The 24,587-nt window shown below is 66.3% G+C and carries 24 protein-coding genes; 14 read left to right on the top strand and 10 right to left on the bottom strand.

Annotated elements, in window-relative coordinates:
• The first annotated feature begins 8 nt into the window (after nt 1–8).
• The gene (rodA, locus tag H3H36_RS10565; RefSeq protein ID WP_182160353.1) at nt 9–1,121 is read left to right on the top strand and encodes a rod shape-determining protein RodA; all 1,113 of its coding nucleotides are present in this window, start codon (nt 9–11) and stop codon (nt 1,119–1,121) included.
• Between the two features lie 151 nt (nt 1,122–1,272).
• Nucleotides 1,273–2,334, top strand: coding sequence for a septal ring lytic transglycosylase RlpA family protein (locus tag H3H36_RS10560; RefSeq protein ID WP_229219849.1), 1,062 nt, complete (start codon nt 1,273–1,275; stop codon nt 2,332–2,334).
• Between the two features lie 62 nt (nt 2,335–2,396).
• On the opposite strand, the gene H3H36_RS10555 is transcribed toward H3H36_RS10560, so the two are convergent.
• From H3H36_RS10555 to argS, 7 genes are read right to left on the bottom strand one after another with little or no spacing between them, the layout of a single operon-like run.
• Complete coding sequence (locus tag H3H36_RS10555; RefSeq protein WP_182217123.1) at nt 2,397–3,092, bottom strand: SPOR domain-containing protein; 696 nt, start codon at nt 3,090–3,092, stop codon at nt 2,397–2,399.
• Complete coding sequence (locus tag H3H36_RS10550; protein WP_182217121.1) at nt 3,086–3,856, bottom strand: type III pantothenate kinase; 771 nt, start codon at nt 3,854–3,856, stop codon at nt 3,086–3,088. Before H3H36_RS10550 ends, H3H36_RS10555 begins: the two co-directional genes overlap by 7 nt.
• Nucleotides 3,853–4,653 carry a biotin--[acetyl-CoA-carboxylase] ligase gene (locus H3H36_RS10545; protein WP_182217118.1) on the bottom strand — a complete coding sequence of 267 codons (801 nt, stop codon included), beginning with the start codon at nt 4,651–4,653 and terminating at the stop codon, nt 3,853–3,855. The genes H3H36_RS10550 and H3H36_RS10545 overlap by 4 nt, the downstream gene beginning before the upstream one ends.
• A 4-nt stretch (nt 4,654–4,657) precedes the next feature.
• On the bottom strand, nt 4,658–5,443 hold the full coding sequence (locus tag H3H36_RS10540) for an SDR family oxidoreductase (protein WP_182217226.1): 786 nt from the start codon (nt 5,441–5,443) through the stop codon (nt 4,658–4,660).
• 40 nt (nt 5,444–5,483) lie between these two features.
• Nucleotides 5,484–6,158, bottom strand: coding sequence for a thiol:disulfide interchange protein DsbA/DsbL (locus H3H36_RS10535; protein WP_182217115.1), 675 nt, complete (start codon nt 6,156–6,158; stop codon nt 5,484–5,486).
• Between the two features lie 15 nt (nt 6,159–6,173).
• The gene (locus H3H36_RS10530) at nt 6,174–6,872 is read right to left on the bottom strand and encodes an SPOR domain-containing protein (protein ID WP_182217112.1); all 699 of its coding nucleotides are present in this window, start codon (nt 6,870–6,872) and stop codon (nt 6,174–6,176) included.
• A 21-nt stretch (nt 6,873–6,893) separates the two neighbouring features.
• Nucleotides 6,894–8,603: an arginine--tRNA ligase gene (gene argS, locus H3H36_RS10525; RefSeq protein ID WP_182217110.1), complete on the bottom strand. Its 1,710-nt coding sequence runs from the start codon at nt 8,601–8,603 to the stop codon at nt 6,894–6,896.
• 302 nt (nt 8,604–8,905) lie between these two features.
• Between argS and rsmB the strand changes: the two genes are divergently transcribed.
• From rsmB to H3H36_RS10485, 8 genes are all read left to right on the top strand, one after another.
• Nucleotides 8,906–10,306 carry a 16S rRNA (cytosine(967)-C(5))-methyltransferase RsmB gene (rsmB, locus tag H3H36_RS10520; RefSeq protein WP_182217108.1) on the top strand — a complete coding sequence of 467 codons (1,401 nt, stop codon included), beginning with the start codon at nt 8,906–8,908 and terminating at the stop codon, nt 10,304–10,306.
• The gene (locus H3H36_RS10515) at nt 10,299–10,928 is read left to right on the top strand and encodes a DUF4390 domain-containing protein (protein WP_182217105.1); all 630 of its coding nucleotides are present in this window, start codon (nt 10,299–10,301) and stop codon (nt 10,926–10,928) included. The genes rsmB and H3H36_RS10515 overlap by 8 nt, the downstream gene beginning before the upstream one ends.
• Before the next feature lie 4 nt (nt 10,929–10,932).
• Nucleotides 10,933–13,230: a sensor histidine kinase gene (locus H3H36_RS10510; RefSeq protein ID WP_182217104.1), complete on the top strand. Its 2,298-nt coding sequence runs from the start codon at nt 10,933–10,935 to the stop codon at nt 13,228–13,230.
• Between the two features lie 64 nt (nt 13,231–13,294).
• Complete coding sequence (locus H3H36_RS10505; protein WP_182217102.1) at nt 13,295–14,005, top strand: response regulator; 711 nt, start codon at nt 13,295–13,297, stop codon at nt 14,003–14,005.
• Complete coding sequence (locus tag H3H36_RS10500) at nt 14,002–14,415, top strand: GTPase (protein ID WP_182217100.1); 414 nt, start codon at nt 14,002–14,004, stop codon at nt 14,413–14,415. The genes H3H36_RS10505 and H3H36_RS10500 overlap by 4 nt, the downstream gene beginning before the upstream one ends.
• A gap of 111 nt (nt 14,416–14,526) precedes the next feature.
• The gene (locus H3H36_RS10495; protein ID WP_182217098.1) at nt 14,527–14,784 is read left to right on the top strand and encodes a BTH_I0359 family protein; all 258 of its coding nucleotides are present in this window, start codon (nt 14,527–14,529) and stop codon (nt 14,782–14,784) included.
• Nucleotides 14,785–14,887: 103 nt separating this feature from the next.
• The gene (locus tag H3H36_RS10490; protein WP_182217096.1) at nt 14,888–15,676 is read left to right on the top strand and encodes a class II glutamine amidotransferase; all 789 of its coding nucleotides are present in this window, start codon (nt 14,888–14,890) and stop codon (nt 15,674–15,676) included.
• Nucleotides 15,677–15,822: 146 nt separating this feature from the next.
• Nucleotides 15,823–17,103, top strand: a complete 1,281-nt coding sequence (locus H3H36_RS10485; RefSeq protein ID WP_182217093.1) for an EAL and HDOD domain-containing protein — start codon at nt 15,823–15,825, stop codon at nt 17,101–17,103.
• Nucleotides 17,104–17,195: 92 nt separating this feature from the next.
• Here the strand turns inward: H3H36_RS10485 and H3H36_RS10480 are convergent, their stop codons facing one another.
• Nucleotides 17,196–17,588: an SPW repeat protein gene (locus H3H36_RS10480; protein ID WP_182160370.1), complete on the bottom strand. Its 393-nt coding sequence runs from the start codon at nt 17,586–17,588 to the stop codon at nt 17,196–17,198.
• Nucleotides 17,589–17,831: 243 nt separating this feature from the next.
• On the opposite strand from H3H36_RS10480, the gene H3H36_RS10475 reads away from it, so the two are divergent.
• Nucleotides 17,832–18,488: a hypothetical protein gene (locus H3H36_RS10475; RefSeq protein WP_182217091.1), complete on the top strand. Its 657-nt coding sequence runs from the start codon at nt 17,832–17,834 to the stop codon at nt 18,486–18,488.
• On the opposite strand, the gene metH is transcribed toward H3H36_RS10475, so the two are convergent.
• The gene (gene metH, locus H3H36_RS10470) at nt 18,442–22,227 is read right to left on the bottom strand and encodes a methionine synthase (protein WP_229219848.1); all 3,786 of its coding nucleotides are present in this window, start codon (nt 22,225–22,227) and stop codon (nt 18,442–18,444) included. The genes H3H36_RS10475 and metH overlap by 47 nt on opposite strands.
• Nucleotides 22,228–22,456: 229 nt before the next feature.
• On the opposite strand from metH, the gene H3H36_RS10465 reads away from it, so the two are divergent.
• The 3 genes from H3H36_RS10465 to H3H36_RS10455 are packed head-to-tail and all read left to right on the top strand — an operon-like array spanning nt 22,457 to nt 23,684.
• Nucleotides 22,457–23,077 carry a cysteine hydrolase family protein gene (locus H3H36_RS10465; RefSeq protein ID WP_182217089.1) on the top strand — a complete coding sequence of 207 codons (621 nt, stop codon included), beginning with the start codon at nt 22,457–22,459 and terminating at the stop codon, nt 23,075–23,077.
• Between the two features lie 36 nt (nt 23,078–23,113).
• Nucleotides 23,114–23,446 (top strand): BrnT family toxin, encoded by a 333-nt coding sequence (locus H3H36_RS10460; protein ID WP_229219847.1) that lies wholly within the window; start codon nt 23,114–23,116, stop codon nt 23,444–23,446.
• Complete coding sequence (locus tag H3H36_RS10455; RefSeq protein ID WP_182217086.1) at nt 23,430–23,684, top strand: BrnA antitoxin family protein; 255 nt, start codon at nt 23,430–23,432, stop codon at nt 23,682–23,684. Before H3H36_RS10460 ends, H3H36_RS10455 begins: the two co-directional genes overlap by 17 nt.
• On the opposite strand, the gene H3H36_RS10450 is transcribed toward H3H36_RS10455, so the two are convergent.
• Nucleotides 23,681–24,583 (bottom strand): LysR family transcriptional regulator, encoded by a 903-nt coding sequence (locus tag H3H36_RS10450; protein WP_182217084.1) that lies wholly within the window; start codon nt 24,581–24,583, stop codon nt 23,681–23,683. The genes H3H36_RS10455 and H3H36_RS10450 overlap by 4 nt on opposite strands.
• Nucleotides 24,584–24,587 lie beyond the last annotated feature (4 nt).

The raw sequence follows: 24,587 nt of genomic DNA, 5'->3' as shown, positions 1-24,587 counted from the left end.
AAGCCATCATGCCGATCAACGAAAGGCGCTCGCTGTGGCGCCGCATGCGTCCCTATTTCACCGTGTTCGACGGCCCGCTGGCCATCATCATCCTGATGCTGCTGTGTACTGGCCTGGTGACGCTGTACTCGGCCAGCATCGGTATCCCCGGCAAGGTGGAGGACCAGCTGCGCAACATCTTCATGGCCTTCCTCGTGATGTGGATGGTGGCCAATATCACGCCGCAGATGATGATGCGCATCGCCGTTCCCGCCTACGTGGTGGCGGTGGCGCTGCTGCTGGCGGTGGCGCTGTTCGGCACCGTCAAGCTCGGCGCGCGGCGCTGGCTGCACGTGGGCGTCGATATCCAGCCGTCCGAATTCATGAAGATCGCCATGCCGCTGATGCTGGCCTGGTTCTTCCAGCAACGCGCCGGCCAGCTGCGCTGGCATTCCTATCTGATCGCGGCGATTTTGCTGGCCATTCCCGTGGGCCTGATCGCCAAGCAGCCCGACCTGGGCACGGCGCTCTTGGTGGTGGCGGCCGGCTTCTGCGTGATCTTCCTGGCCGGCCTGTCGTGGAAGGCCCTGGTGGCGCTGTTCGTGATGGGCGCGGCCAGCCTGCCCGTGATCTGGTCCGTGATGCACGACTACCAGCGCGAGCGCGTGATGACGCTGATCGACCCCACCTCCGACCCGCTGGGCAAGGGCTTCCACATCATCCAGTCCACCATCGCGGTTGGCTCCGGCGGCCTGACGGGCAAGGGCTGGACCCATGGCACCCAGGCCCACCTGGAATTCATCCCGGAGCGCACCACGGACTTCATCTTCGCCGTGTTCTCGGAGGAGTTTGGCCTGACGGGTAACCTGATCCTGATGGTGCTGTACCTGCTCTTGATCGGGCGCGGCCTGATGATCGCGGCCAACGCACCCAACTTCTTCACCCGCCTGCTGGCTGGCGCCATCACCATGATTTACTTCACCTACGCCTTCGTCAACATGGGCATGGTGAGCGGCATCCTGCCGGTGGTGGGTGTGCCCTTGCCGTTCATGAGCTACGGCGGCACGGCGCTGCTCACGCTGGGCCTGGGCGGCGGCATCCTGATGAGCATCCAGCGCCACCGCAAGCTGGTGCAGACCTGATTCCTTCCTTCGCGGCGCAGCTTCGACTGCGCCGCTAAAACCAGTGTGGCGCGGCCTTCCGGCCGTTTGAGCGATAATGCACGGTTGGCGGCGCATGCGCCGCCGGCCGGCGGCGTCATGCTGCCCGGGTAAAAATAACAAGGATGGCAAGATGGTTATGTACAAAAACGGTTACTTGAAAGCGGCGGGCCTGGCGGCGATGCTGGCGCTGGCTGCCTGCGGCACGGTGCCGCAGCAAGGCGCGCCGTCCGCCACCGTGCCCAAGCCGGGTGGTGTGGCCAAGGCGCCCGCCCGCGCCGAACCGGGCGTGCCGGTGCTGCCGGCAGCCGGTTCCGGCCGTGGCGGCTATTACCAGGACGATGGACCGGGCGACAACCCGCCGCCCAACCTGGCCGAGGTGCCGGATGCGGAAGTGCGCAACGATCCGCTGCTGCCGCGCGCGAACCGGCCCTACGTCGTCTTCGGCAAGACCTACACGCCGCTCACGGACGACCAGCCCTACGTCCAGCGCGGCATCGGCAGCTGGTACGGCAAGAAGTTCCACGGCCAGCGCACCTCGTCGGGCGAGCTGTATGACATGTACAAGATGACGGCCGCCCATCCCACGCTGCCAATTCCGTCCTATGCGCGGCTGACCAACCTGGCCACGGGCACGCAGGTGATCGTGCGCATCAACGACCGGGGACCGTTCCATTCGAACCGGGCGATCGATGTGTCATACACGGCCGCGCTGAAACTGGGCCTGCTGGGCAAGGGCAGCCATGAACTGCAGATCGAACGCATCCTGCCGGCCGAGATCGACCGCATGCTGGCCGCGCGCGCGGCCGGGCAGCCGGCCAGCACGCCGCTGGTGCTGGCGCCCAAGCCCGTGACGACGGCGAGCACGGGCGCGTCGGCGGCGGCCGGATCGCCGGAATTTGCAGCACTGGTGCAGGGCGCGGGGCAGGGCGGTTCCTCGTCCGCTAGCGCGAACGGCACCGACAAAGGCGGCTTCTATCTGCAACTGGGCGCCTTCGCCCGAGCCGAGAATGCGGAAGCCGTGCGCACCCGGCTGGCGCGCCTGATCGGCAACCTGGGCTCGCTGGAAGTGGTGCAGGGCGGCACCGTACACCGCCTGTTCAGCGGCCCGTTCGCCACCCGCCAGGCGGCGTTGCAGGCGGCGCAAGCCCTGCCGGTGGCGCTGGCCCTGAAGCCCATCGTCATTCAGCGCTGAAAAATCGGGGACGGACTCCGGTTTTCCCGCACGGGAAAACCGGAGTCCGTCCCCGATTTTTCTTATTTGCAGGCGCGCGTTTCCGTGTTCGGGAAGCCGTCCCGCAGTTGGTCCAGGCGGGCCTTGATGTCGGTGTCGATGTCGCGGAACTGGAAGGCCAGCAGTTTGCCGCCGCTCATGCGCGGTTCGATGCGGGCGCTGTGCACGCCCTGCTTGACCAGCGCCGCCAGCTGGTTCTGGGCCGCCCCTTCCGTCTTGAACACGCCCAGGGAAATGGCCCAGCGCATGGTCTGCGAATCGGCCATCACGAAGTAATTGGTCACGCCCAGCGCGCGCAGTTCGGCCGCTTTCTTGTTGGCGCCTTCCTTGCTGCCCTGGGGCGGAATGAACACGATGTAGCTCGACGCTTCCGTGCCGGGCAGGTTGTGGCGCGACTGGCGGTCGCCCAGGTCCAGCGGTTCCAGCAGTTTTTCGAAGCGGCGCGCTTCGGCGAGCACGAAATTGCCCACCTCGACGCAGGCCACCGCTTGTGGCCCGGCCTGGGTGGACGCTGCCGCCGATGCGGCCGCGCTGGCGGCGGCCGATGCGGCGGCCGTCGCTTTCCCGGCCGGGATGACGGTCAACTTGTCGGCGTTGAGCTGGTTCTTGAGCCGTGCCGGTTCGCGCTCATTGCCGCTGAAGTGGCCCAGGTAGCCCTGCCCATACGCGAACAGCGCGCCATTGACTGCCAACAGGGACCAGAAGATAAATTTCAGCACGGGCTATCCAGGGTGGTTACGGGTTCGGCGCCGCACGCCGCGTGCAGGCCGGTCAGCACGATGTTGTCGACCACGCGGTACGGCACTTTCAGCGTGGGCGCCACGAACGGCGCGGCGCCGCCCGAGATCAGGCACAGGCTGGCGCCATGCAGCGTGCAGGCGTGTTCGATGGCGCCGCTCTGGGCCGCCAGGCAGCCGCTGAGGATGGCGTCGTCCGTGTTGTCGGCAAATCCAGCGGGCAGCTTACCGTCTTGCGCGATCTGCGGCAACTGCGCCGTGTTGCGCGCCAGCGCGCTGGCCATCAGGCCCAGGCCGGGCAGGATCATCCCGCCCAGGAAGGCGCCGTCGGCCGTGACGGCGTCGATGGTGGTGGCCGTGCCGCAGGTGGCCACGATCACGTCACGGCCCGGCGCCAGCGCGTGCGCGCCGATGGCGGCGGCGAAGCGGTCGCAGCCCAGTTGGGCCGGATTGCGGTAGCCGTTGCGTACGCCGGCCAGTTCCGGCAGTGACGCGAACCACGCCACGTCGGCCAGCCCGGCCGGCAGGAGACGCTCCAGCCGTTCGCGCAGCGCGGCGCCGGCCACGTTGGCCAGCAGCGCGCGGCTGACGGTGCGGTTGGCCAGCGCCCGCTGCCAGGCGGCCGGCAGTTGTTCCAGTTCCGCGTGCGCCACGGCGCCCGTGGCCAGCCACGCGCCCAGCGGCGCGTCGGCCGCCACCAGCGCCCATTTGACGCGGGTATTGCCGGCGTCGATCAGCAGGATCATGGCTGCACCAGCCGCAGCGACACGTCGCCCGACAGCACGTCGGTCCGGCCCAGGGCCGTGTCGAGCAGCAGCCGGCCGCTGTGGTCCACGCCGGCCGCGCGGCCCTGTTGCAGCACCTGGCCGCCATCGACGATGGTCACGTCCTGGCCCTGCCATGCGTGCAGTGTGTTCCAGCGTTCGCAGAACGGAGCGAAGCCGGTGTCGTCGAACTCGGCCAGCACGGCGGCCAGGCGGCTGAGCAGGGTGGCCATCAGTTCGTTGCGCTCCATCTGGGCCAGCCACGGGGCGCCAGCCACGTCGCGACCGATCTGCGCTTCCAGTTCGTCCGGCATGATCAGGTTCAGGCCCACGCCGATCACGGCCCAGTAGCCGCCGCTGGTATCTTGTTGGGCTTCGACCAGGATGCCGGCCAGTTTTTTCCCGTCACGCAGCACGTCGTTGGGCCACTTGAGGCGCACTGGCACGCCCAGTGAACCCAACGTTTCAGCCAGCGCCACGCCCACGGCCAGCGGCAGGCCCGCCATCGTGTGCAGGCCGCCCTTGAAGTGCCAGGCCAGCGAGAACGTCAGCGTGGCGCCGGGCGCGGACAGCCACGGGCGGCCGGCCCGGCCCCGTCCCGCCGTCTGGCGCTCGGCGATGCGCAGCACGGGGCCGCGCAACTGGCCCAGGCGCGCCATCAGGTCAGCGTTGGTGGAGCCCGTTTCGGCCACCACTTCGATGGCGACATGGCTGGCGCTGGACGCGCAGCGCTGCGTGATGGCGCTGGCCGATAGCAGGGACGATGCGGTGTTGTTCATGGCGTTACAGGATGTTGGCCGGTCGGCGTGGCTTGTGCGGCGCGTTGCCGAAGGCCAGATCGTACAGCGCATTCGGCAGCAGGCGCAGGAGTTTGGCGACGATGCCCATCTGCCATGGGATCACGGCGTAGCTATTGCCGGCCGCGATGGTGCGCACGGCGGCGGCCGCGAAGCGTTCCACCGGCATCAGGAACGGCATCGGGTAGGGATTGTGGCGCGTCATCGGCGTATCGATGTAGCCGGGGCAGATGGTCACCACCCGGATGCCGTACGGTTTCAGTTCCAGCCGCAGCGATTCGCAATAGCTGATCACGGCCGCTTTCGAGGCACTGTACGCTTCCGCGCCCGGCAGGCCGCGGATGCCGGCCACGCTGCCTATCCCCACCAGCCGGGTGGGCGTGGATTGCGCGCGCATGGTGGCGATGAAGGGGGCGAAGGTGGCGGCCGTGGCCACCACGTTGGTGGCGATGATGGCCTCGAAGGCGGCCAGGTCTTCCGCGTGTTCCGTCAGCGTGCCGGCCGAGATGCCGGCGTTGGCGATCACCACGTCGCAACCGCCCGCGTGCGCGATGAACGCTTGCGCGGCGGCGCCGATGGCCGCGTGGTCGCGCACGTCGGCCGCGTAGGCGCGGTGGCGTTCGGGATGGGGCAAGGTGGCGATCAGCTGGTCCAGTGCATCCTTGCGGCGCGCCAGCAGGCCAAGGGTGGCGCCGTCGGCGGCGTAGCGCGCGGCCAGTGCCGCGCCGATGCCGCTCGAGGCGCCGGTGATGAAGACGCGCTGCGGCGTCATGCTGAGCAAGTGAGCGCGTTCGCGCCGGTCGCCGCCATCGTTATTTCTTTTCCGCCTTGGCCTTGGCCACCAGCGCGTCCATCACCTGCAGCGCTTCGGCGTGCAGCTGGGCTTCCGAATTGGCGGACTTGCTGCCCGCGTCGGCCAGCGACGGGGAAGTGACGAAGCGGCCGTCGATGGCCACCATCGGCCACGAGTCCACATGGTAGGCTTCCATCAGCGCATTGACATGGCGGATGCGGCCGCCGATGCCGAACGAACGATAGGTGTCGGTGAACTTCTGGCGGTCGATGCCTTGCTTGGCCACGAAGTCGAATACCAGGTCGTCGCGGTTCAAGCGGTTGTGCGCCACGTGCATCTCGTTGAAGATCTTGTTGTGGATCTGGTCGTTCATCAGGCCCATCGCGTCCAGCGTCAGGTACAGCTTCTGCTGGGGCGACACGCTGTCGCCGCCCGACACGTGCACGCGCTTGAAGACGATGTTGTCGCCCTGCTTCTTGATCCACGCCTCGAGCGAAGGTTCGAAGGCGTAGCAATGGGGGCAGTAGTAGGCGAAGAACTCCAGCACTTCCACTTTCTTGCCCGTGTCCGTCGGCTGCGGCGTGGACAGCACCTGGTATTCCACGCCCGCCTTGGGATCGGCGGGCGAGGCGGCGGCGGTGACGGCGATGGCGCTCAAAGTCAGCGCGCCCAGAATCAGCTTCAGAAATCGCATTGCTACTCCTGTGGTTTATTTTTGATTGCGTACGACGGCCACGTCGACGCCGTTTTCGGACAATTTGCTGCGTACCCGGTTCATCGCCTCGACCTGGGTGTAGGGGCCCAGGCGCACGCGGTGCAGCACACCCGTGTCCGTGCTGCGGTCGGACACGTTGGCCTCGAAGCCCAGCAGGGCCAGCTTGGCGCGCGCGCTTTCGGCGTCGGCCAGTTCGCGGAAGGCGCCCGCCTGCAGATAGTAGATGTACTTGTCCTCGCCGGTGGCGGCAGCAGCGGGTGCCGCAGCGGCGGCTGGCGCGGTTGCCGCGGCGGGCAGGGCGGGTTTGCTCTTGTCGGCTACGGCAGGTGCGGCCGGCGCCGGTGCAGGCGCCTTGGGCGCGGGCGCGGCATTGCTATCGGCCTGGATCTTGTCGACGGCCTGCTGCAGCGGATCGGCGGCCGGCGGTTTAGGCTCGCGCGCGAAATCCTTGGCCGCCTCGCGGGCCGCGTCCTTGTTGCCGTACATCGGCTTGTTCGGGTCAGCCACCTGGCCGGCCGTCGGTTCGGCCGCCTTGCCGGTCTTGCCCTTGTCGGTGAACGGCGTGGCGCCCTTGGTGATCATCAGGGCGACCACCACGGCGATCGCCAGGCCGACCACCAGGCCGCTGATAAAGCCGATCAGGAAATTGCCTTGCTGGCGCTGACGCGGGATAAAACCGGAGCGGTGATTCATTGTGCGCGATATCCTTCGCAATTACATTTTGTCGGGAGCCGAGACGCCGATCAGCGCCAGGCCGTTGCGCAGCACCTGGCGGGTAGCCACCATCAGTGCCAGGCGCGCCAGCTTGAGCGCCTCGTCGTCCACCAGCACGCGTTCGGCGAAGTAGAAGCTGTGCAGGTTGGCGGCCAGGTCGCGCAGGTAGAACGCGATCTGGTGCGGGCCCAGTTCGGCCTGGGCGCGCGCCAGCACCTCGGGGTAGGCCGCCAGCGTGGCCAGCAGGGCCGCTTCCGATGGCGCCGTCAGCGGCGAGAGGTCGACGCCGGCCAGCGTGGCTTCGTCGCCGGTCCACTGTTCCAGCATGCGGCAGATGCGCGCGTGGGCGTACTGCACGTAATACACGGGATTCTCGTCCGAGGTCTTGAGCGCCACGTCCACGTCGAACACGAATTCCGTGTCGGCCTTGCGCGAGATGAGGAAGAAGCGCACGGCGTCGCGGCCCTTGCCGATGTCGCCGCCGCCGGACCATTCGATCAGGTCGCGCACGGTCACGTAGGAGCCGGCGCGCTTGGAGATCTTCACTTCCTCGCCGCCCTTCATCACGGTGACCATCTTGTGCAGCACGTAGTCGGGGTAGCCCTGCGGGATGCCCATGCCGACGGCCTGCAGGCCGGCGCGCACGCGCGCGATGGTGCCGTGGTGGTCCGAACCCTGGACGTTGATGGCCTGGGTGAAGCCGCGCTGGAACTTGACGATGTGGTAGGCCACGTCGGGCACGAAGTAGGTGTAGGTGCCGTCGGACTTGCGCATCACGCGGTCCTTGTCGTCGCCGTACTCGGTGGTGCGCAGCCACAGGGCGCCTTCCTGCTCGTAGGTCTTGCCGGACTTGACCAGCGCTTCCACGGCGGCGTTGACCTTGCCATCCTTGTAGAGCGACGATTCGAGGTAGTAGTTGTCGAACTTGACGCCGAAGGCCTGCAGGTCGATATCCTGCTCGTTGCGCAGGTAAGTCACGGCGAAGGCGCGGATCGATTCGATGTCGTTCACGTCGCCCGAGCCGGTGACGGGCGCGCCGTCCGAGGCCGACACGGTCTTTTTGGCCAGGAAGTCGTTGGCGATATCCTGGATGTAGTCGCCGTTGTAGGCCGATTCGGGCCATTCCGCGTCACCGGGCTTGAAGCCGCGCGCGCGCGCCTGCACCGAGGTGGCCAGGGTCTGGATCTGCACGCCGGCGTCGTTGTAATAGAACTCGCGCGTGACCTGGTAGCCTTGCGAAATGAACAGCGACGACAGCGCGTCGCCCAGCGCCGCCTGGCGGCCGTGGCCCACGTGCAGCGGGCCGGTCGGGTTGGCGGACACGAATTCGATGATCACATGCTTGCCGGTGCCGGCCGTGCTCATGCCGTAGCTGGCGCCTTGCGCGATCACGGTCTTGACCACGGCCTGCTTGGACGCGGCCGTCACGCGCAGGTTGATGAAGCCGGGGCCGGCGATGTCGGCCGATTCCACCAGGCCCTTGCCGGCCGGGTTCTCCAGCAGCGCGGCGACCACCTTGGTGGCCAGTTCGCGCGGGTTCATCTTGAGCTGCTTGGCCAGCTGCATGGCGACGTTGCAGGCGACGTCACCGTGCGACGGGTCGCGCGGGCGCTCCAGCACCACGTTGGCGGCGATGCCGGTGCCGTCGAGCAGGGGAGCGAGGGCGGCCTGGAACAGGGCGGTGATATCTTGTTTTTGTTGGGCGAGCATGTGCGAAATGGCGGCTTGGCCGCGCTAAAGAAACGTCCGTAAGCGAAAACGGCCGGCGCACGGGCACCGGCCAAACAGCGGTAATTATACTGGTTTGCCGCTGCCGGGTCACCGCGCGGACCGGGCGCGCGCCTGCGGAGCGGGCGACCCGGCCGCGGGCTGCTACTATCGGTAAAAACATCGGTGCCAACCCGCTACCGGGGCCGCGCGCATGGCCCATCTTGCGGGCACTGCTGTATACTGCGCGATCGCGGCTGCCGGCCCGCCCTGGATCGCGCGCGGAACCCACCTGGAATTAGCATATGAACAAGCGTCCGACGCTCACCTTGAAGTCTTCCGCCCCGGCGGCGCCCAAGCTGCGCGCCAGCCACGCGCGCGCCCTGAAACCGGCCTTGCAGACCGGTTTCCAGACGGCGCTCAAGCCCGATGCGCTGGCCTACAGCCTGCTGGGCGCGGCGCACGCCGTGGCCCAGGTGCGCACCGGCACGGCCTTGCCGCAGGCGCTGGCCACCGTGTTCACCAAGCAGGACGCGCCGCCCCAGGCGCGCGGCGCCATGCAGGACATCGCCTACCGCTGCATGCGCCAGCTGGGCCAGAGCGAAGCCCTGATCGGCCTGATGGCGCCCAAGGCGCCCGAGCCGCTGGTGGCGGCCTTGCTGGCCTGCGCGCTGGCCCTGCTGACGGCGCCCGACGCCGTGGCGCCGTACGAACCGTTCACCGTGGTCGACCAGACCGTGACGGCGGCCGACGCCCATCCCGATACGGCGCGCGCCAAAGGCATGGTCAACGCCGTGTTGCGCCGCTTCCTGCGCGAGCGTCAGGCCTTGCTCGACACGGCCCGGCTGCAGCCGCTGGCGCAGTGGAATTACCCGCAGTGGTGGCTGGACGCCGTCAAGACGGCCTGGCCCCAGCAATGGCAAGCCATCCTGGCGGCCGGCGACACGGCCCCGCCGCTGACCTTGCGCGTGAACACCCGCAAGGCCACGGTGGCCCAGTATCTGGCCACGCTGGAGGCGGCCGGCATGGCCGCCACCCAGATCGGCCCCTGCGCCGTGCGGCTGGCCAAGCCGGTGGCCGTGGCCCAGATTCCCGGCTTCGCCGATGGCGTGGTGTCGGTACAGGACGCGGGCGCCCAGCTGGCTGCGCCGCTGCTGGACGTGGCGAACGGCATGCGCGTGCTGGATGCCTGCGCCGCGCCCGGCGGCAAGACTTGCCACATCCTGGAGCTGGCCGATGCTGATCTGACGGCGCTGGACGCCGATCCCAAGCGCCTGGCGCGCGTGGGCGAGAACCTGGAGCGGCTGGGATTGCGGGCGACGCTGCAGGCGGCCGAGGCCCAGTCGGCCAGCTGGTGGGATGGCCGCCCGTTCGACCGCATCCTGGCCGACGTGCCCTGCACGGCTTCCGGCATCGTGCGCCGCCACCCCGATATCCGCTGGCTGCGGCGCAAGGGCGACACCCTCCAACTTGCAACACTTTCGGCCAAAATCCTCGACAACCTTTGGCAGATGCTTGCACCGGGTGGTAAATTGCTGTTCGTGACATGCTCCTTGTGGCCGCAGGAATCCGAGGCGCAAGCCGCCGCATTCGCCGTCCGTCACGGGGCGACGCGGCTGGACGCGCCTGGTCAGCTGCTGCCGGTGGGTGGCCAGGAGCAGGATCACGATGGATTGTTTTACGCGCTGTTCCAGAAAAATGCGTGACCGTTTTGCCCGCCATTTTCCGACGGATCTACTGAGCACCGGCCCACTCGTGACACGACGCATCCTCCGACTCATCGCCTGGCAATTGCTGCTGATGGTGGCCTGCGCACTGGCCCCCGCGGCGCGGGCGGCCGAGGGAGTGGAGATCAAGCGCGCCTACATCGAGGCGGCCGACGAAGGCTACCGGCTGGCCGCCAATTATGCTTTTGATCTCAACCACGGTCTGGAAGACGCCATCCAGCACGGCGTGCAGCTGTATTTCACCACCGAGATCGAATTCACCCGGCCGCGCTGGTACTGGTTCGACGAGAAGGCCATCGTGGCCCACCAGACGGCCCGCATCTCCTACAACGTGCTCACGCGCCAGTACCACGTGTCCGTGATCGGCAGCGTGCAGCAAAGCTTTTCGTCGCTGGAGGACGCGCTGTTCCTGATCCGCCGGCCCAGCCGCTGGCTGGTGGCGCCGCGCGGCGCGCTCAAGGTGGGCGAGACCTACAACGTGACGCTGCGCATGGGTATGGACCGTGACTACCTGCCCAAGCCGATCCAGGTCAACGCCTTCAACAACAGCGAATGGCGCCTGGCGTCAGACAAGAAGACCTTCCAGTACAGGGCGGAGTAAGTCAGTGACCAAGGCCCTGCGGTATCTGTTCGTCGTTGGCGGCGCCATCGTCAGCATCCTGTTGTTCCTGCTCGCTTCGGCCTCCGATAATTCCGGCTTCTTCGACCGCTACTATTCCTGGCTGCTGGGCCTGAACGCGGCCATGGCCGTGGCCCTGCTGGTGCTGGTGGCCGTGTCGCTGTTCCGGCTGTATGCGCGCTTCAAGAGCGGCAAGTTCGGCTCGCGCCTGATGACGCGGCTGGTGCTGCTGTTCGCCGCCATTGGCGTGCTGCCGGGGCTGGTGATCTTCCTCGTCTCGGTGCAGTTCGTGTCCCATTCGATCGAATCGTGGTTCAACGTGCACGTGGAAGAGGCGCTGGAATCGGGTATCAACCTGGGCCGGGCCGGGCTGGACACGGTGCTGGCCGAACTCGATAGCACGGCGCGCAAGACGGTGCAGCAACTGGCCGACAACCCCTACGGCAGCGAACCGGCCATGCTGGCGCGCCTGGTCAAGCTGCAGCCGGGCATGCAGAACGCCATCATCGTCGACGCCGAGGGCGGCCTGATCGTCAGCGCGCGCGCCAACAACAGCGGCAACCTGAGCGCCGACCTGCCCACCACGGAGATGATGAACAAGGCCAAGACGGACGCCTCGTATGGCGCGGCCGAGGGCGGCAGCGAGCTGCGCAGCGACATGACGACGGCGGCACCGCGTGAACTGCCCGAAGCCAGCAGCAAGCTGCGCCTGCGCGTGCTGATGGCCATTCCCGACCACGTGCAACCGAACGGCACCCACCTGGCGCCGCGCTTTTTGCAGCTGATCCAGCTGGCGCCGGCCCAGCTGGCCAGCAACGGCGAAACCATCCGCAGCGCTTACAGTGAATACAAGGAGCGCTTCGTGGCCCGCGTGGGCCTACGCAAGATGTACATCGAAACGCTGACGCTGACGCTGCTGCTGGCCGTGTTCGGCGCCATCGCCAGCGCCTTCCTGATCGCCAGCGACCTGGCGCAGCCGCTGCTGCTGCTGGCCGAGGGCACGCGCGCCGTGGCCGAGGGCGACCTGTCGCCCCGTCCCATCGTGGCCACCTCCGATGAACTGGGCACGCTGACCCAGTCGTTCAACACCATGACGCGCCAGTTGTCGGAGGCGCGCAGCGCCGTCGAGCGCAACCGGGCCGCGCTGCAGAACGCCAAGGCCCACCTGGAGTCCGTGCTGGCCAATATGTCGGCCGGGGTGGTGGTGCTGGACGGCGAATTCCACCTGGTCAGCTGCAACGACTCGGCCGAGCGCATCCTGCAGCAGCCGGGGCCGGCCCTGATCGGGCGCCGGCTGACGGACGTGGACGGCCTGCAGGAATTTGGCGCCGCCATCGTCAACGCCTTCGCGGCCCAGAGCGCGCAGACGGCCGCCGGCCGCAACGCCGGCCGCCTGCACTGGCAGCGCCAGATCGAAGTGCCGCGCCGCCCTGGCGGCGGCGAGGACAGCGAACTGACCCTGCTCACGCGCGGCTCGCGCCTGCCGGTGGAAAGCGGCAGCGGCTACATCATCGTGTTCGACGATATTTCGGACGTGATCTCGGCCCAGCGTTCCGTGGCCTGGGGCGAGGTGGCGCGCCGCCTGGCGCACGAGATCAAGAACCCGCTGACGCCGATCCAGCTGTCGGCCGAGCGCTTGCAGATGAAACTGGAAGACAAGCTGGCCCCGCCCGAGGCGGAATTGCTGAACCGGGGCACCACCACCATCGTCAACCAGGTGGCGGCCATGAAGCGCATGGTGGACGACTTCCGCGACTACGCGAAAACCCCGCCGGCCGTGCTCGAACCGCTGGACCTGAACGCATTGGTGGACGAGATCTTGCACCTGTACGTGAGCGGCGAAGGGGACGATATCATCCATCCGCAACTGGCCGCCGGCCTGCCGCTGGTGATGGGCGACGCCACCCAGCTGCGCCAGGTGATCCACAACCTGCTGCAGAACGCCCAGGACGCCATGGCCGAGCAGCCCGAGGGCGCCATGACGCCGCGGATTGACGTCGTCACGGAAGCCATTCATTATCAGGGCGCGGACGGCAGCACGCGCACGGCCGTGCGGCTGGCCATCACCGACAATGGCCCCGGTTTCGCGCCCAAGATCCTGGCCAGGGCGTTCGAACCGTACGTCACGTCCAAGGCGCGCGGCACCGGCCTGGGCCTGGCGATGGTGAAAAAAATTATCGACGAACATGGCGGCCGGATCGATATCCAGAACCATGTCGATAGAAGTGGTGCGTCCGTGCTGATTTTGCTGTTAAAGTTAGCGCCGGCGACGCAAAATACCTAACGTTGCAATGACCACAAAAAATCATTGCCGAATAATGCGGCGAAATGAGGAAGGGCAGGGATAGATGGCAAACATACTGGTAGTAGATGATGAAATGGGGATCCGTGAGTTGCTCTCGGAAATCCTCAGCGACGAAGGACATGCAATTCAGCTGGCCGAGAACGCGCAGCAGGCGCGCGAGGCGCGCGCTGGCGGGGCGCCGGACCTGGTGCTGCTCGATATCTGGATGCCGGACACGGATGGCGTCACCCTGCTCAAGGAATGGCAGCGCGACGGCTTGCTGACCATGCCCGTGATCATGATGTCGGGCCACGCCACCATCGACACGGCCGTGGAAGCGACCCGCATCGGCGCCCTGAACTTCCTGGAAAAGCCGATCGCGCTGCAAAAGCTGCTCAAGGCCGTGCAGCAGGGCTTGACCCGGGCCCAGGAAACCGTGCGCGCGCCGGTCGTGGCGGCCCGTCCCGCCCAGCAGGCGCAGCCTGAGGAAAGCGCCGGCAGCGGCTTTGGCGCCCAGGCGCCCCAGGCGGCTGCGGCCCGTCCCGGCGCGGCCATCGGCGGCAGCGACAACCACCTGTTCAACCTGTCGTTCGACCTGCCCCTGCGCGAAGCGCGCGACGCGTTCGAGCGCATGTATTTCGAGCACCACCTGGGCCGCGAAGGCGGCAGCATGACGCGCGTGGCCGAGAAGACGGGGCTGGAGCGCACCCACCTGTACCGCAAGCTCAAGCAGCTGGGCGTGGAACCGGGCAAGCTGGCCAAGAAAGGCGCATGACGGCAGCGGGCCCGGCCGGCGGCCCTGCGCCGCGGGCCGCCGTTCCCACCTGGCTGGTTACGGGCGCGCAGGCTGGCGCGCGCGAGGCCGCCATCGCCGCCCACCTGCAACCTGGCCTGGCCACCACCGTCATCCTGGAAGGGGTGACTGATGGCAACTCCGCCCTGGCCGACCTGGCCGACGCGGCGGACCCGCCGCGCTCCCTGCAGGTGTTGCGTATTGCGCCTGGCTGCCTCCATTGCAGCGGCAATCTCGTTTTGCGCGTAACATTACATCGTGTGCTGCGCCTAGCTCCCGCGCGGCTCTACATCAGCCTGGCAACGGCCAGCCACCTCGACCAGCTGCGCAGCTGGCTCTCCGGGGCGCCCTACGGTTCCTTGCTGGCATTGCAAGCCGACATCGCGGCCTGAAGCCGCTTGCCCATCGGGGGCCACCGCCCCTTGAAATCGCCCGCCGCCAGCCCCAAGTTGGTGCTGAAGGCGGATCGCCAGCGTTCTGCCCCTTAGCGAGAAGGAAGCAAAATGAACCTCATCTACAACAGCGAGCAATACAGCGTTGTCGAATTCGGCGCCGACCGGGAGCTTGAGGCCCTGCGGTTTGGCGGCTATGAAATCGTCGACAAGGGCGGCAAGCGCGAGATTTTCATCGCGGGCGTGCTGGCCCAATCGTTCCGGCGCGACGTCAACCAGCTGATCGCCGGCGAACCCACCATGGCCGAGATCGATGAATTCCTCGGCAATTACGACTCGCTGATGAGTCAGCCCGTCCTGCTGCACTGAGCGGTTCCCGGACGGAGGACGGGGGCGCGCGCCGGATTCCGGCGACGCCGTCCCCGGCTCATGGTATGGTTGGGATTTGCAGCAACTCCCCCGCAACTGAACCATGTGCCAACTTCTCGCAATGAACTGCAATGTCCCCACGGACATCGTGTTCAGCTTCACCGGCTTCGCCATGCGCGGCGGCCAGACCGATACCCACCACGACGGCTGGGGTATCGCCTTTTTCGAGGGCGCCGGCGTGCGCCATTTCGTCGATCACCAGGCGGCCGTCGCCTCGCCCGTGGCCGAACTGATCAAACGCTACCCCATCAAGTCCAAGAACGTCATCGCCCACATCCGCAAGGCCACCCAGGGCCAGGTGGCGCTGGAAAATTGCCATCCGTTCGTGCGCGAGCTGTGGGGGCGCTACTGGGTGTTCGCCCACAACGGCGACCTCAAGCAATTCGCCCCCGTGCTCGACGGCGCCTACCGTCCCGTGGGCGACACGGACAGCGAACGGGCCTTCTGCTACCTGTTGCAGCAACTGCGCGCCCGCTTTGGCGACACCCGTCCGCCGCTGGACCAATTGCGCGCCGCCCTGGGTGAATTGGTGCGCGAGATCGCCACCCATGGCACGTTCAACATGCTGTTGTCGAGTGGGACGGAACTGTTCGCCCACTGTTCCACGGCCCTGTACTACCTGGTGCGGCAATACCCGTTCGACACGGCCAAGCTGTCCGACGAGGATGTGAGCGTGGACTTTTCTCAGGTGACGACGCCCGATGACCGGGTCGCCATCATCGTCACCCAGCCGCTGACAACCAATGAGCAATGGACCCCATTTGCGCCCGGCGAACTGAAACTATTTGTAGATGGCATGCCGCAAGCAGGGGATAGCATTGAAATAGTATAAGAATCGGGCCTAAACGGAGGGCAAAATATTAGAAATAGGGAATAAATGCAGTAAAGTAGAGATATTCTCCGTTTTCAACCGCGCGTAGTGGTGATAGGCGTCGCCTGTGCGCCGCCGCCGCCGCTGCCGCCCGACCAGAGCTCGCAATGATCGATTTATCCCGCAACGATACGTCCCCGCAAAGCTTGCGCGTGCGCGAGTTTTACCTGGGCCGCCAACCGATACTGGACCGCCACCAGGCCCTGTTCGGCTACGAGCTGTTGTTCCGCAACGCTCCCGTGGGCCCGGCTCATGTCACCGACGATCTTGCGGCCACCGCCTCCGTCATCGCCCACGCCGCCCAGTTGGGCATGGAGCGCGTGGTGGGCGATGCGCTCGGTTTCGTGCATGCCGACGCCGACGTCATCATGAGCGACATCTTTTCCTTCCTGCCGCGCGAGAAAGTGGTGCTGGAAGTGACCGATGCCGTGACCCTCACGCCGCCCGTGCTGCAACGCATGACGGAACTGGTGGGCCAGGGCTTCAGCTTCGCGCTCGATGACGTGACGACCGACACGGGCCACATCCAGGCCCTGTTGCCGCTGGTGGAATATGTCAAGATGGACATGCGCAACATGCCCCTGGCCGAGCTGATGAAGCTGGCCCCGCGCTTCCGCCAGGACAACAAAAAGCTGGTGGCGGAAAAAGTGGAGACCCGCGACGAGTTCAAGAATTGCCTGGACCTGGGCTTCGATTACTTCCAGGGCTATTACTTCGCCAAGCCCGTCATCATGAGCGGCAAGAAGTTGTCGCCGTCGCAGCTGGCCGTGATGGAGCTGATGACCCTGGTGACGTCGGACGCGGACAACCTGGAAATCGAGCGCGCCATCAAGCGCGACGTGTCGCTGGCCCTGAACCTGCTGCGCCTGGTCAACACGCCGGCCGTCGGCGCGCGCCAGCGCATCGACTCGCTGAGCCAGGCCGTCACCATCCTGGGCCGGCGCCAGTTGCAGCGCTGGCTGCAAATCATGCTGTACGCCGAGCCCAGCAAGCGGGGCCACAGCATGACCCCGCTGCTGATGCTGGCCACCACGCGGGGACGCCTGCTGGAACTGCTGGCCAGCAAGCTGCGCCCCAGCCACCGCCATGCGGCCGATATCGCCTTCACGGTGGGCATCATGTCGCTGATGGACACCCTGTTCGGCATCCCCATGGCCGACATCCTGCAGCAGATCCCCGTCAATGATGAAGTGGCGGAGGCCCTGATGTTCCGCGGTGGCTTCTTTGGCGACTTGCTCAAGTTGGCCGAATGCATCGAACGCATCGAGGAAATGGACGGTCACATCATTCCCACCCTGCGCGACCTGGCCATGTCCACCGATGAACTGGTGGAGCTGGAAATGGCCGCCTTCGAGTGGAGCGACAACGTGGTGCGCTACGCGCTGTAACGACGCTGCACCCCGGCCCGCTTTTCTCCGACCGCCGCGCCCTGCGCGGCGTTTTTTTGCCCGGACGCCTGTTCACGTGGCCTCAGGCGGCCTCAGGTCGCATGTCCGGCGCCCGGCCAGTGCTTGTGCAGTTCGGGGTCGGTCTGCATTTCCCACAGCGCCAGCACGACCACGGCCAGCCCCACGATCACTTCGTTCCACATCAGCGGGCGCTGGTCCGCCACCTTCAGCACCCATGGCGAAATGGCGACCCAGATGCCGACGAACAGGTTGACCAGCACGGCCCAGAAATACGTCCGGTACAGCTCGAACGCGGCCAGGATTGCGATCACGGCGCCCGAGATGAAGGCGTTCCAGGCCGGTGCCGAAGGAATCGCATACGAAAACACCCATGGGGTGATGAACAGCCACAGCCCCAGCAGCAGGATCAGCTGGTCCTGCCATCGCTTGGCCGAAACGGGATTGGTATCTGGATTGGTTGCCATAGTGCCTCCTTGGGAAGTGGGCCGGCGCCTTGCGGCCCTGTGCTTATTAGGCCGGCGTTGGCGCCCAAAGTTCCCGGCCAGTGCACCGCAGCGGGCCGGCCGGGGGCGTAGGAAGGTCCATGGTAGCCAGTTCCCGCCACCCCATGGCGCACGCTTGCCGCCAGTAATTGAGTTGCCACAGGGTACAGTTTCTCTGAAACATGCCGTTACATAAGGATACCTGCACCACACGAAAGCAGTCCCATGCCCCGCACCATCCAATCGCTGATCGCCCACTGCGTGAACCAGACCATCCGCAGCTACTACCCGCAGCAATATTGTTCGCTTTGTCACGTGTATGCGGTGGTCGGCGCCAATTTGATCAGCATCGTGCTGGACCGCGTGTACCGGCCCGTGGCGGGCCTGGCGGCCGTCGATTGCGGCGGCGGGCAACTGATGCGCATGGTCGATAACGGCGCGTTCGCCAATCCGGCCGGCGGCGCCTACCATTGCTGGATCGAATCGGCCGATGGGTTGGGCGACCCGGACGTGGTGGACCTGACGTTCCGCCACAACCACACTTACGCGGAAAAGAATGGCTACCCGTGGCGCAAGGAGGCGCCGCCCGAGTACCTGTGGGGGCCGCGCAGCAAGATCGTGCTGCGGGCCGGGCTGGATACGCTGCCGTCCTCGTTCCCGGACGGCACCGTATGGCTGCATGAAACGGAGGAAGGCTGGCAGTGGATGACGCGCCAGCTGGCCGAGCACCAGAACGCCTTCGTGGCGCTGACGGCCGAGGCGCTCAAGCTGCTGCAGGCAAGCCTGCCGCCCGATTCGCGGCTGCTGCCGCAGCCGCGCACCGGACAGCCCGGGATTACGACAGATTCGGCGCCAGCCAGCGTTCCAGATCCTGTTTGCTGACGTGGCGGCGGGCCGCCATGTCCTCCAGCTGGTCCTGGCCGATCTTGCCGACCACGAAGTACTTCGCGTCCGGGTGCGCGAAGTAGAAGCCTGACACGGCCGCGCCCGGATACATGGCGAACGACTCCGTCAGTTCCATGCCGATCTCCTCGGCCTGCAGCACCTTGAACATGTCGGCCTTGACCGTGTGTTCCGGGCAGGCCGGATAGCCGGGCGCCGGGCGGATGCCCTGGTACTTCTCGGCGATCATGTCGTCGTTGCTGAGCGTCTCGGCCGTGGCGTAGCCCCACAAATCCTTGCGCACGCGCTCGTGCATGTATTCGGCGAACGCCTCGGCCAGGCGGTCGGCCAGCGACTTGAGCATGATGGACGAGTAGTCATCGTGCGCGTCCTCGAAACGCTGCTCGTACTTCTCGATGCCCAGGCCAGCCGTCACGGCGAACATGCCGATGTAGTCGTGCACGCCGGACGCCTTCGGTGCGATGAAGTCGGCCAGGCACTGGTTGGGGCGCTGCACGCCGTCCACCACCGGCTTCACGCCCTGCTGGCGCAGGCCGTAGTAGGTGAAGGCCACGGTCTGGCGGCTGTCGTCCGTGTAGACTTCGATGTCGTCGTCGTTGACGCTGTTGGCCGGCAACAGGGCCACCACGCCGTTGGCCGTCAGCCAGCGGCCGTCGATCAGTTTCTTGAGCAGGGCCTGGCCTTCCTCGTAGACCTTGGTGGCCGCCTCGCCCACCACCTCGTCCTTCAGGATGGCGGGGAAGGGGCCGGCCAGGTCCCAGGTCTGGAAGAATGGACCCCAGTCGATGTACTGGGCGATGGTGGCCAGGTCCACGTTCTTGAACACGCGGCGGCCGATGAACTTGGGCTTGACGGGCGCGAACGGCAGCACCGCCTTGTTGGCGCGGGCCTGGGCCAGCGTCACCATCGGCAGCGCCTTCTTGCTGGCGTGCTGTTCGCGGATGCGTTCATAGTCCTGCGCCACTTCGGCGATGTACTGCTCGCGGCTCTCGGGCGTGAGCAGCGACTGCGCCACCGACACCGAACGCGAGGCGTCCGGCACGTAGACCACCGGGCCTTCGTAGTTGTGGGCGATCTTGACGGCCGTGTGGGCGCGGCTGGTGGTGGCGCCGCCGATCAGCAGCGGAATCTTCATCATGCGGAAGTGCTCGTCGCGCTGCAGTTCCTTGGCCACGTGGGCCATCTCTTCCAGCGACGGCGTGATCAGGCCGGACAGGCCGATGATGTCGGCGTTCTCCAGCTTGGCGCGCGCCAGGATCTCGGAGCAGGGCACCATCACGCCCATGTTGACCACTTCGAAGTTATTGCATTGCAGGACCACGGAGACGATGTTCTTGCCGATGTCGTGCACGTCGCCTTTCACCGTGGCCATGACGATCTTGCCCTTCGGTTTGGCCACCACGCCGGTGCGCTTTTCCTCGGCCAGTTTTTCTTCCTCGATGAACGGGATCAGGTGCGCCACGGCCTGCTTCATCACGCGTGCCGACTTGACCACCTGCGGCAGGAACATCTTGCCCTGGCCGAACAGGTCGCCGACGATATTCATGCCATCCATCAGCGGGCCTTCGATCACGTGGATAGGACGGCCGCCGGATGCGGCCACCTGCTGGCGCATCTCCTCGGTGTCTTCCGTGATCCATTGCGTGATGCCATGCACCAGCGCGTGCGCCAGGCGTTTTTCCACCGGCTGGCCGCGCCATTCCAGGTTCTGCGCCTCCTGCTTGCCGCCCGCCTTCAGCGTGCCGGCGAATTCGATCATGCGTTCGGTGGCGTCCTCGCGGCGGTTCAGCACCACGTCCTCCACGCGCTCGCGCAGCTCGGCCGGCAGGTCGTCGTACACGCCCACCATGCCGGCGTTGACGATGCCCATGGTCATGCCGGCCTTGATGGCGTGGTACAGGAACACGGTGTGGATGGCTTCACGGGCCGGGTCGTTGCCGCGGAAGCTGAACGAGACGTTGGACACGCCGCCCGAAATCTTCGCGTGCGGCAGGTTGTCCTTGATCCAGCGCGTGGCGTTGATGAAGTCCACGGCGTAGTTGTTGTGCTCCTCGATGCCGGTGGCGATGGCGAAGATGTTGGGGTCGAAGATGATGTCTTCCGGCGGGAAGCCCACCCGCTCGGTCAGCACCTTGTAGGCGCGGGCGCAGATTTCGATCTTGCGCTCGAAGGTGTCGGCCTGGCCTTTTTCATCGAAGGCCATCACGATCACGGCCGCGCCGTAGCGCAGGCACAGGCGTGCCTGGCGGATGAATTCCTCCTCGCCTTCCTTCATCGAGATTGAGTTGACGATGGACTTGCCCTGCACGCACTTGAGGCCCGCCTCGATCACCGACCACTTGGACGAGTCGATCATGATGGGCACGCGCGAGATGTCCGGTTCGGACGCGATCAGGTTCAAGAAGCGTGTCATGGCGGCCTGCGAATCGAGCATGGCCTCGTCCATGTTGATGTCGATGACCTGGGCGCCGTTCTCCACCTGCTGGCGCGCCACGGACAGCGCCTCGTCGTACTGCTCGTTGAGGATCATGCGCGCGAAGGCCTTGGAGCCGGTCACATTGGTGCGCTCGCCCACGTTGACGAACAGCGAATCGTCGTCGATGGTGAACGGCTCCAGGCCGGACAGGCGCTGCGCCACGGGCACGGTGGGCACGGTGCGCGGCGCCGTGCTGGCCAGCATCTCGGCGATGGCCTGGATGTGGTCGGGCGTGGTGCCGCAGCAGCCGCCGGCCACGTTGATGAAACCGGCGTCGGCGAATTCGCGCAGCAGGGCCGAGGTGTCGGCCGGCAGTTCGTCGAAGCCCGTGTCGCTCATCGGGTTGGGCAGGCCGGCGTTGGGGTAGATGCAGACGAAGGTGTCGGCGATGCGCGACAGCTCCTCGGCGTAAGGGCGCATCAGGGCCGCGCCCAGCGCGCAATTGAGGCCGATCGTGAGCGGCCTGGCGTGGCGCACGGAGTTCCAGAACGCGGGCACGGTCTGGCCCGACAGGATACGGCCCGAGGCGTCCGTCACGGTGCCCGAGATCATCAGCGGCAGGCGCGGCACGTCGGGGTGGTCCGTGAAATACTGGTCGATGGCGAACAGCGCGGCCTTGCAGTTGAGCGTGTCGAAGATGGTTTCCACCAGCAGGATGTCGACCCCGCCTTCGACCAGGCCTTCCACCTGTTCGTGGTAGGCCGCCACCAGCTGGTCGAAGGTGATGTTGCGGGCCGCCGGGTCGTTCACGTCGGGCGAGATGGAGGCCGTCTTCGGCGTGGGGCCGAGCGCGCCGGCCACGAAGCGCGGCTTGTCGGCGCTGCTGTACTTGTCGCAGGCGGCGCGCGCCAGCCTGGCGGCGGCCACGTTCATTTCGCGCGCCAGGTGCGCCATGTGGTAATCGTCCTGGGCGATGGTGGTGGCGCCGAAGGTGTTGGTTTCGATGATATCGGCGCCGGCGGCCAGGTAGCGTTCGTGGATTTCCTGGATCACCTGGGGCTGGGTCAAGGTCAGCAGTTCGTTGTTGCCTTTGACGAACAGCTCGCGCGCGCCGCTGTCGGCGGGCGCGGCGAAGTCGATGAAGCGGCCGGCGGGGCCGCCGCGGTAGGCCGTCTCGTCCAGCTTGTACTGCTGGATGATGGTGCCCATCGCGCCGTCGAGGATCATGATCCGGCGCGACAGGATGTCGCGCAGTTGGGCATCGGTCTTGGACATGGCGGGATGGGACACGGTATTGTTCATTTGATACTTTCTTTGGGCGGGAGGGCGGCCGCTGGAAAAGTTGACGGCGGTCTAAAATTATACGGCATCGCGGGGGAAGCTTCAGGCCGCTGCTGCGTCGCAGCAACAACGGTCTGGCAGCAGCATCATTTGTGCAAAATATGCACAAATAATGTGATGGATAGCGTCTGGTGCACCGTTCAGTGCGCAAATAAGATGGCGGCACTGAGCACTTTTCGAGGAGCACACCATGACCGCCACCCTGCGCAGCATCGCCGGCATCCAGCCCGTCGGGCAGCTTGCCGCCGCCAGCACCGCCGTGCTGCTGATCGATTTCCAGAACGAGTACTACAGCGGCCGCGTGCCGGTTCCGGACGGCCTGCCGGCACTGCGCAACGCCAACCGCCTGGCCGCGCTGGCCGACGCCCACGGCATGCCCGTGTTCCACATCCAGCACGTGAACGGCCCGGCCGCGCCCGTGTTCGCGCAAGGCAGCGTGATGGCCGAGATCCACCCGGAACTGGCCGTGCGGCCGCACCATGTGGTGGTACGCAAGGACCGCGTCAGCAGCTTCGCCGGCACCGACCTGCACGCGCAACTGCAGGCGCGCGGCATCCGCACCTTGATCATCGCCGGTCTGATGACGCATATGTGCGTGTCCACCGCCACGCGCGACGCGCGCCAGTTCGGCGCGCAGAGCTACCAGGTGCTGGTGGCGGCCGACGCCAGCGCCTCGCGCGACATCACCGGCTGGAACGGCGGCGTGACCAGCGCGCATGACTTGCACCACGTGACGCTGACGGCCCTGTCCGACAACTTCGCCCAGGTGCTGACCACCAACGCCATCCTGGAACTGCCCGTTACGGCTTGAACCGCCGGCTGACTTGCCGCAAGCACTGCCGGCGCAATGGCGCGCACGCTGGTCCAGGTGCGCGCCGTTGCGCGTCCTATACTACGGTGTGAGGCGATGCTATTCGCGTGGCACGAACTGAAGAACCTCAGAAATGTTCAAAAGCATGGGATCAGCTTTGAGGATGCGGCCAGGATTTTTGAGCAGCCGACGCTGACTTACTTCGATCGTGGCGGCCCGTATGGAGAGGATCGCTACATCGCGATTGGCTTTGTCGACGGGGCCCTGGCGACTGTGGTCTTTGCTCAACGAGGCGAGCAGTTCACGCGAATCATTTCGGCAAGGAAGGCGACACGCCAGGAGGAACGGCAATATGAACGAGGCTACTAGCAGGAAGCATTGGACCGAGCTCGCCGATGAAGAAATCGACTTGAGCGATATTCCGGAAGTCACGGAAGCGTCTGCCAAACATGGCACGATGCGGGAGGCATTGATACAGAAAAACACGTTGCTGATCGATCTCGATGTCTACGATTGGTTTCGGCGGCAAGGTCCTGATTATGAGTGGCGTATCAATCAATTGTTGCGCGACTATATGGAATCGACGTCGCGCGCGCATCCAGGCTAATCCCAACCGCGCGCCTGGTACAGCGCGCTGGCGAATTCCACGAACACCCGCACCTTGGGCGACAGGTGACGGTTGTGTGGATACAGCACATACAGCTCGCGCGGACGGATCGTGTAGTCGGGCAGCACGCGCACCAGCGCGCCGCGCCGCACATCCTCATGGACGATGAATGAGGCCGTGGTGGCGATGCCCGTGCCGGCCAGCGCCACCGTGCGCAGCGCCACGCCATTGTTGGCCTGCAGGCTGCCCTGGACCGTCACCGCCACCTCCGCGCCATCGGGCGCCGTGAAGCGCCACGCGCGGGGCCGCGCCAGCTGGCTGTAGGTCAGGCAGTTATGCTGCAGCAGGTCGTGCGGCGTGCGCGGCGTGCCATGCCGGCGCAGGTAATCGGGCGAAGCCACCAGCATCACCTGGCTGCTGGCCAGCCGTTTGGCGACCAGGGTCGAGTCGGGCAGGTCGCGCGCGAGCCGCAGGGCCACGTCGAACCCTTCTTCGATCAGGTCGACGACGCGGTCGTTGCACACCAGGTCGACCTGCAGGTCGGGATAGCGTGCCAGGAAGCGGGGCAGCCACTGCGCCAGTTCCTCGGTGCCGAAGGCCATCGGCGCGTTGATGCGCAAGGTGCCGCCGGGATTGGCCTGGTGCTGGCCGACGGCGCGGTCGGCATCGTCGAGTGCGTCGAGGATGTGGCGGCTCGCTTCGTAGTAGGCCTGGCCGGCGGCCGTGAGCGCGAAGCGGCGCGTGGTGCGGTTGAGCAGTTGCGCGCCCAGTTTTGCTTCCAAATGGCTGATCTGGCGCGACACCACCGTGTGGGAGATGCCCAGCGCCTCGGCGGCGGCCGTGAAGCTGCCCAGTTCCACCACCCGGCGCAAGGCGCGCATGGCCGCCAGTTGATCCATGCGG

Origin of the sequence: Rugamonas fusca (assembly GCF_014042365.1) — a bacterium.
Classification (GTDB): domain Bacteria; phylum Pseudomonadota; class Gammaproteobacteria; order Burkholderiales; family Burkholderiaceae_D; genus Rugamonas; species Rugamonas fusca.
The sequence above is the reverse complement of the archived record's forward strand: the minus strand, read 5'-3'. Positions and strand labels throughout refer to the sequence as shown.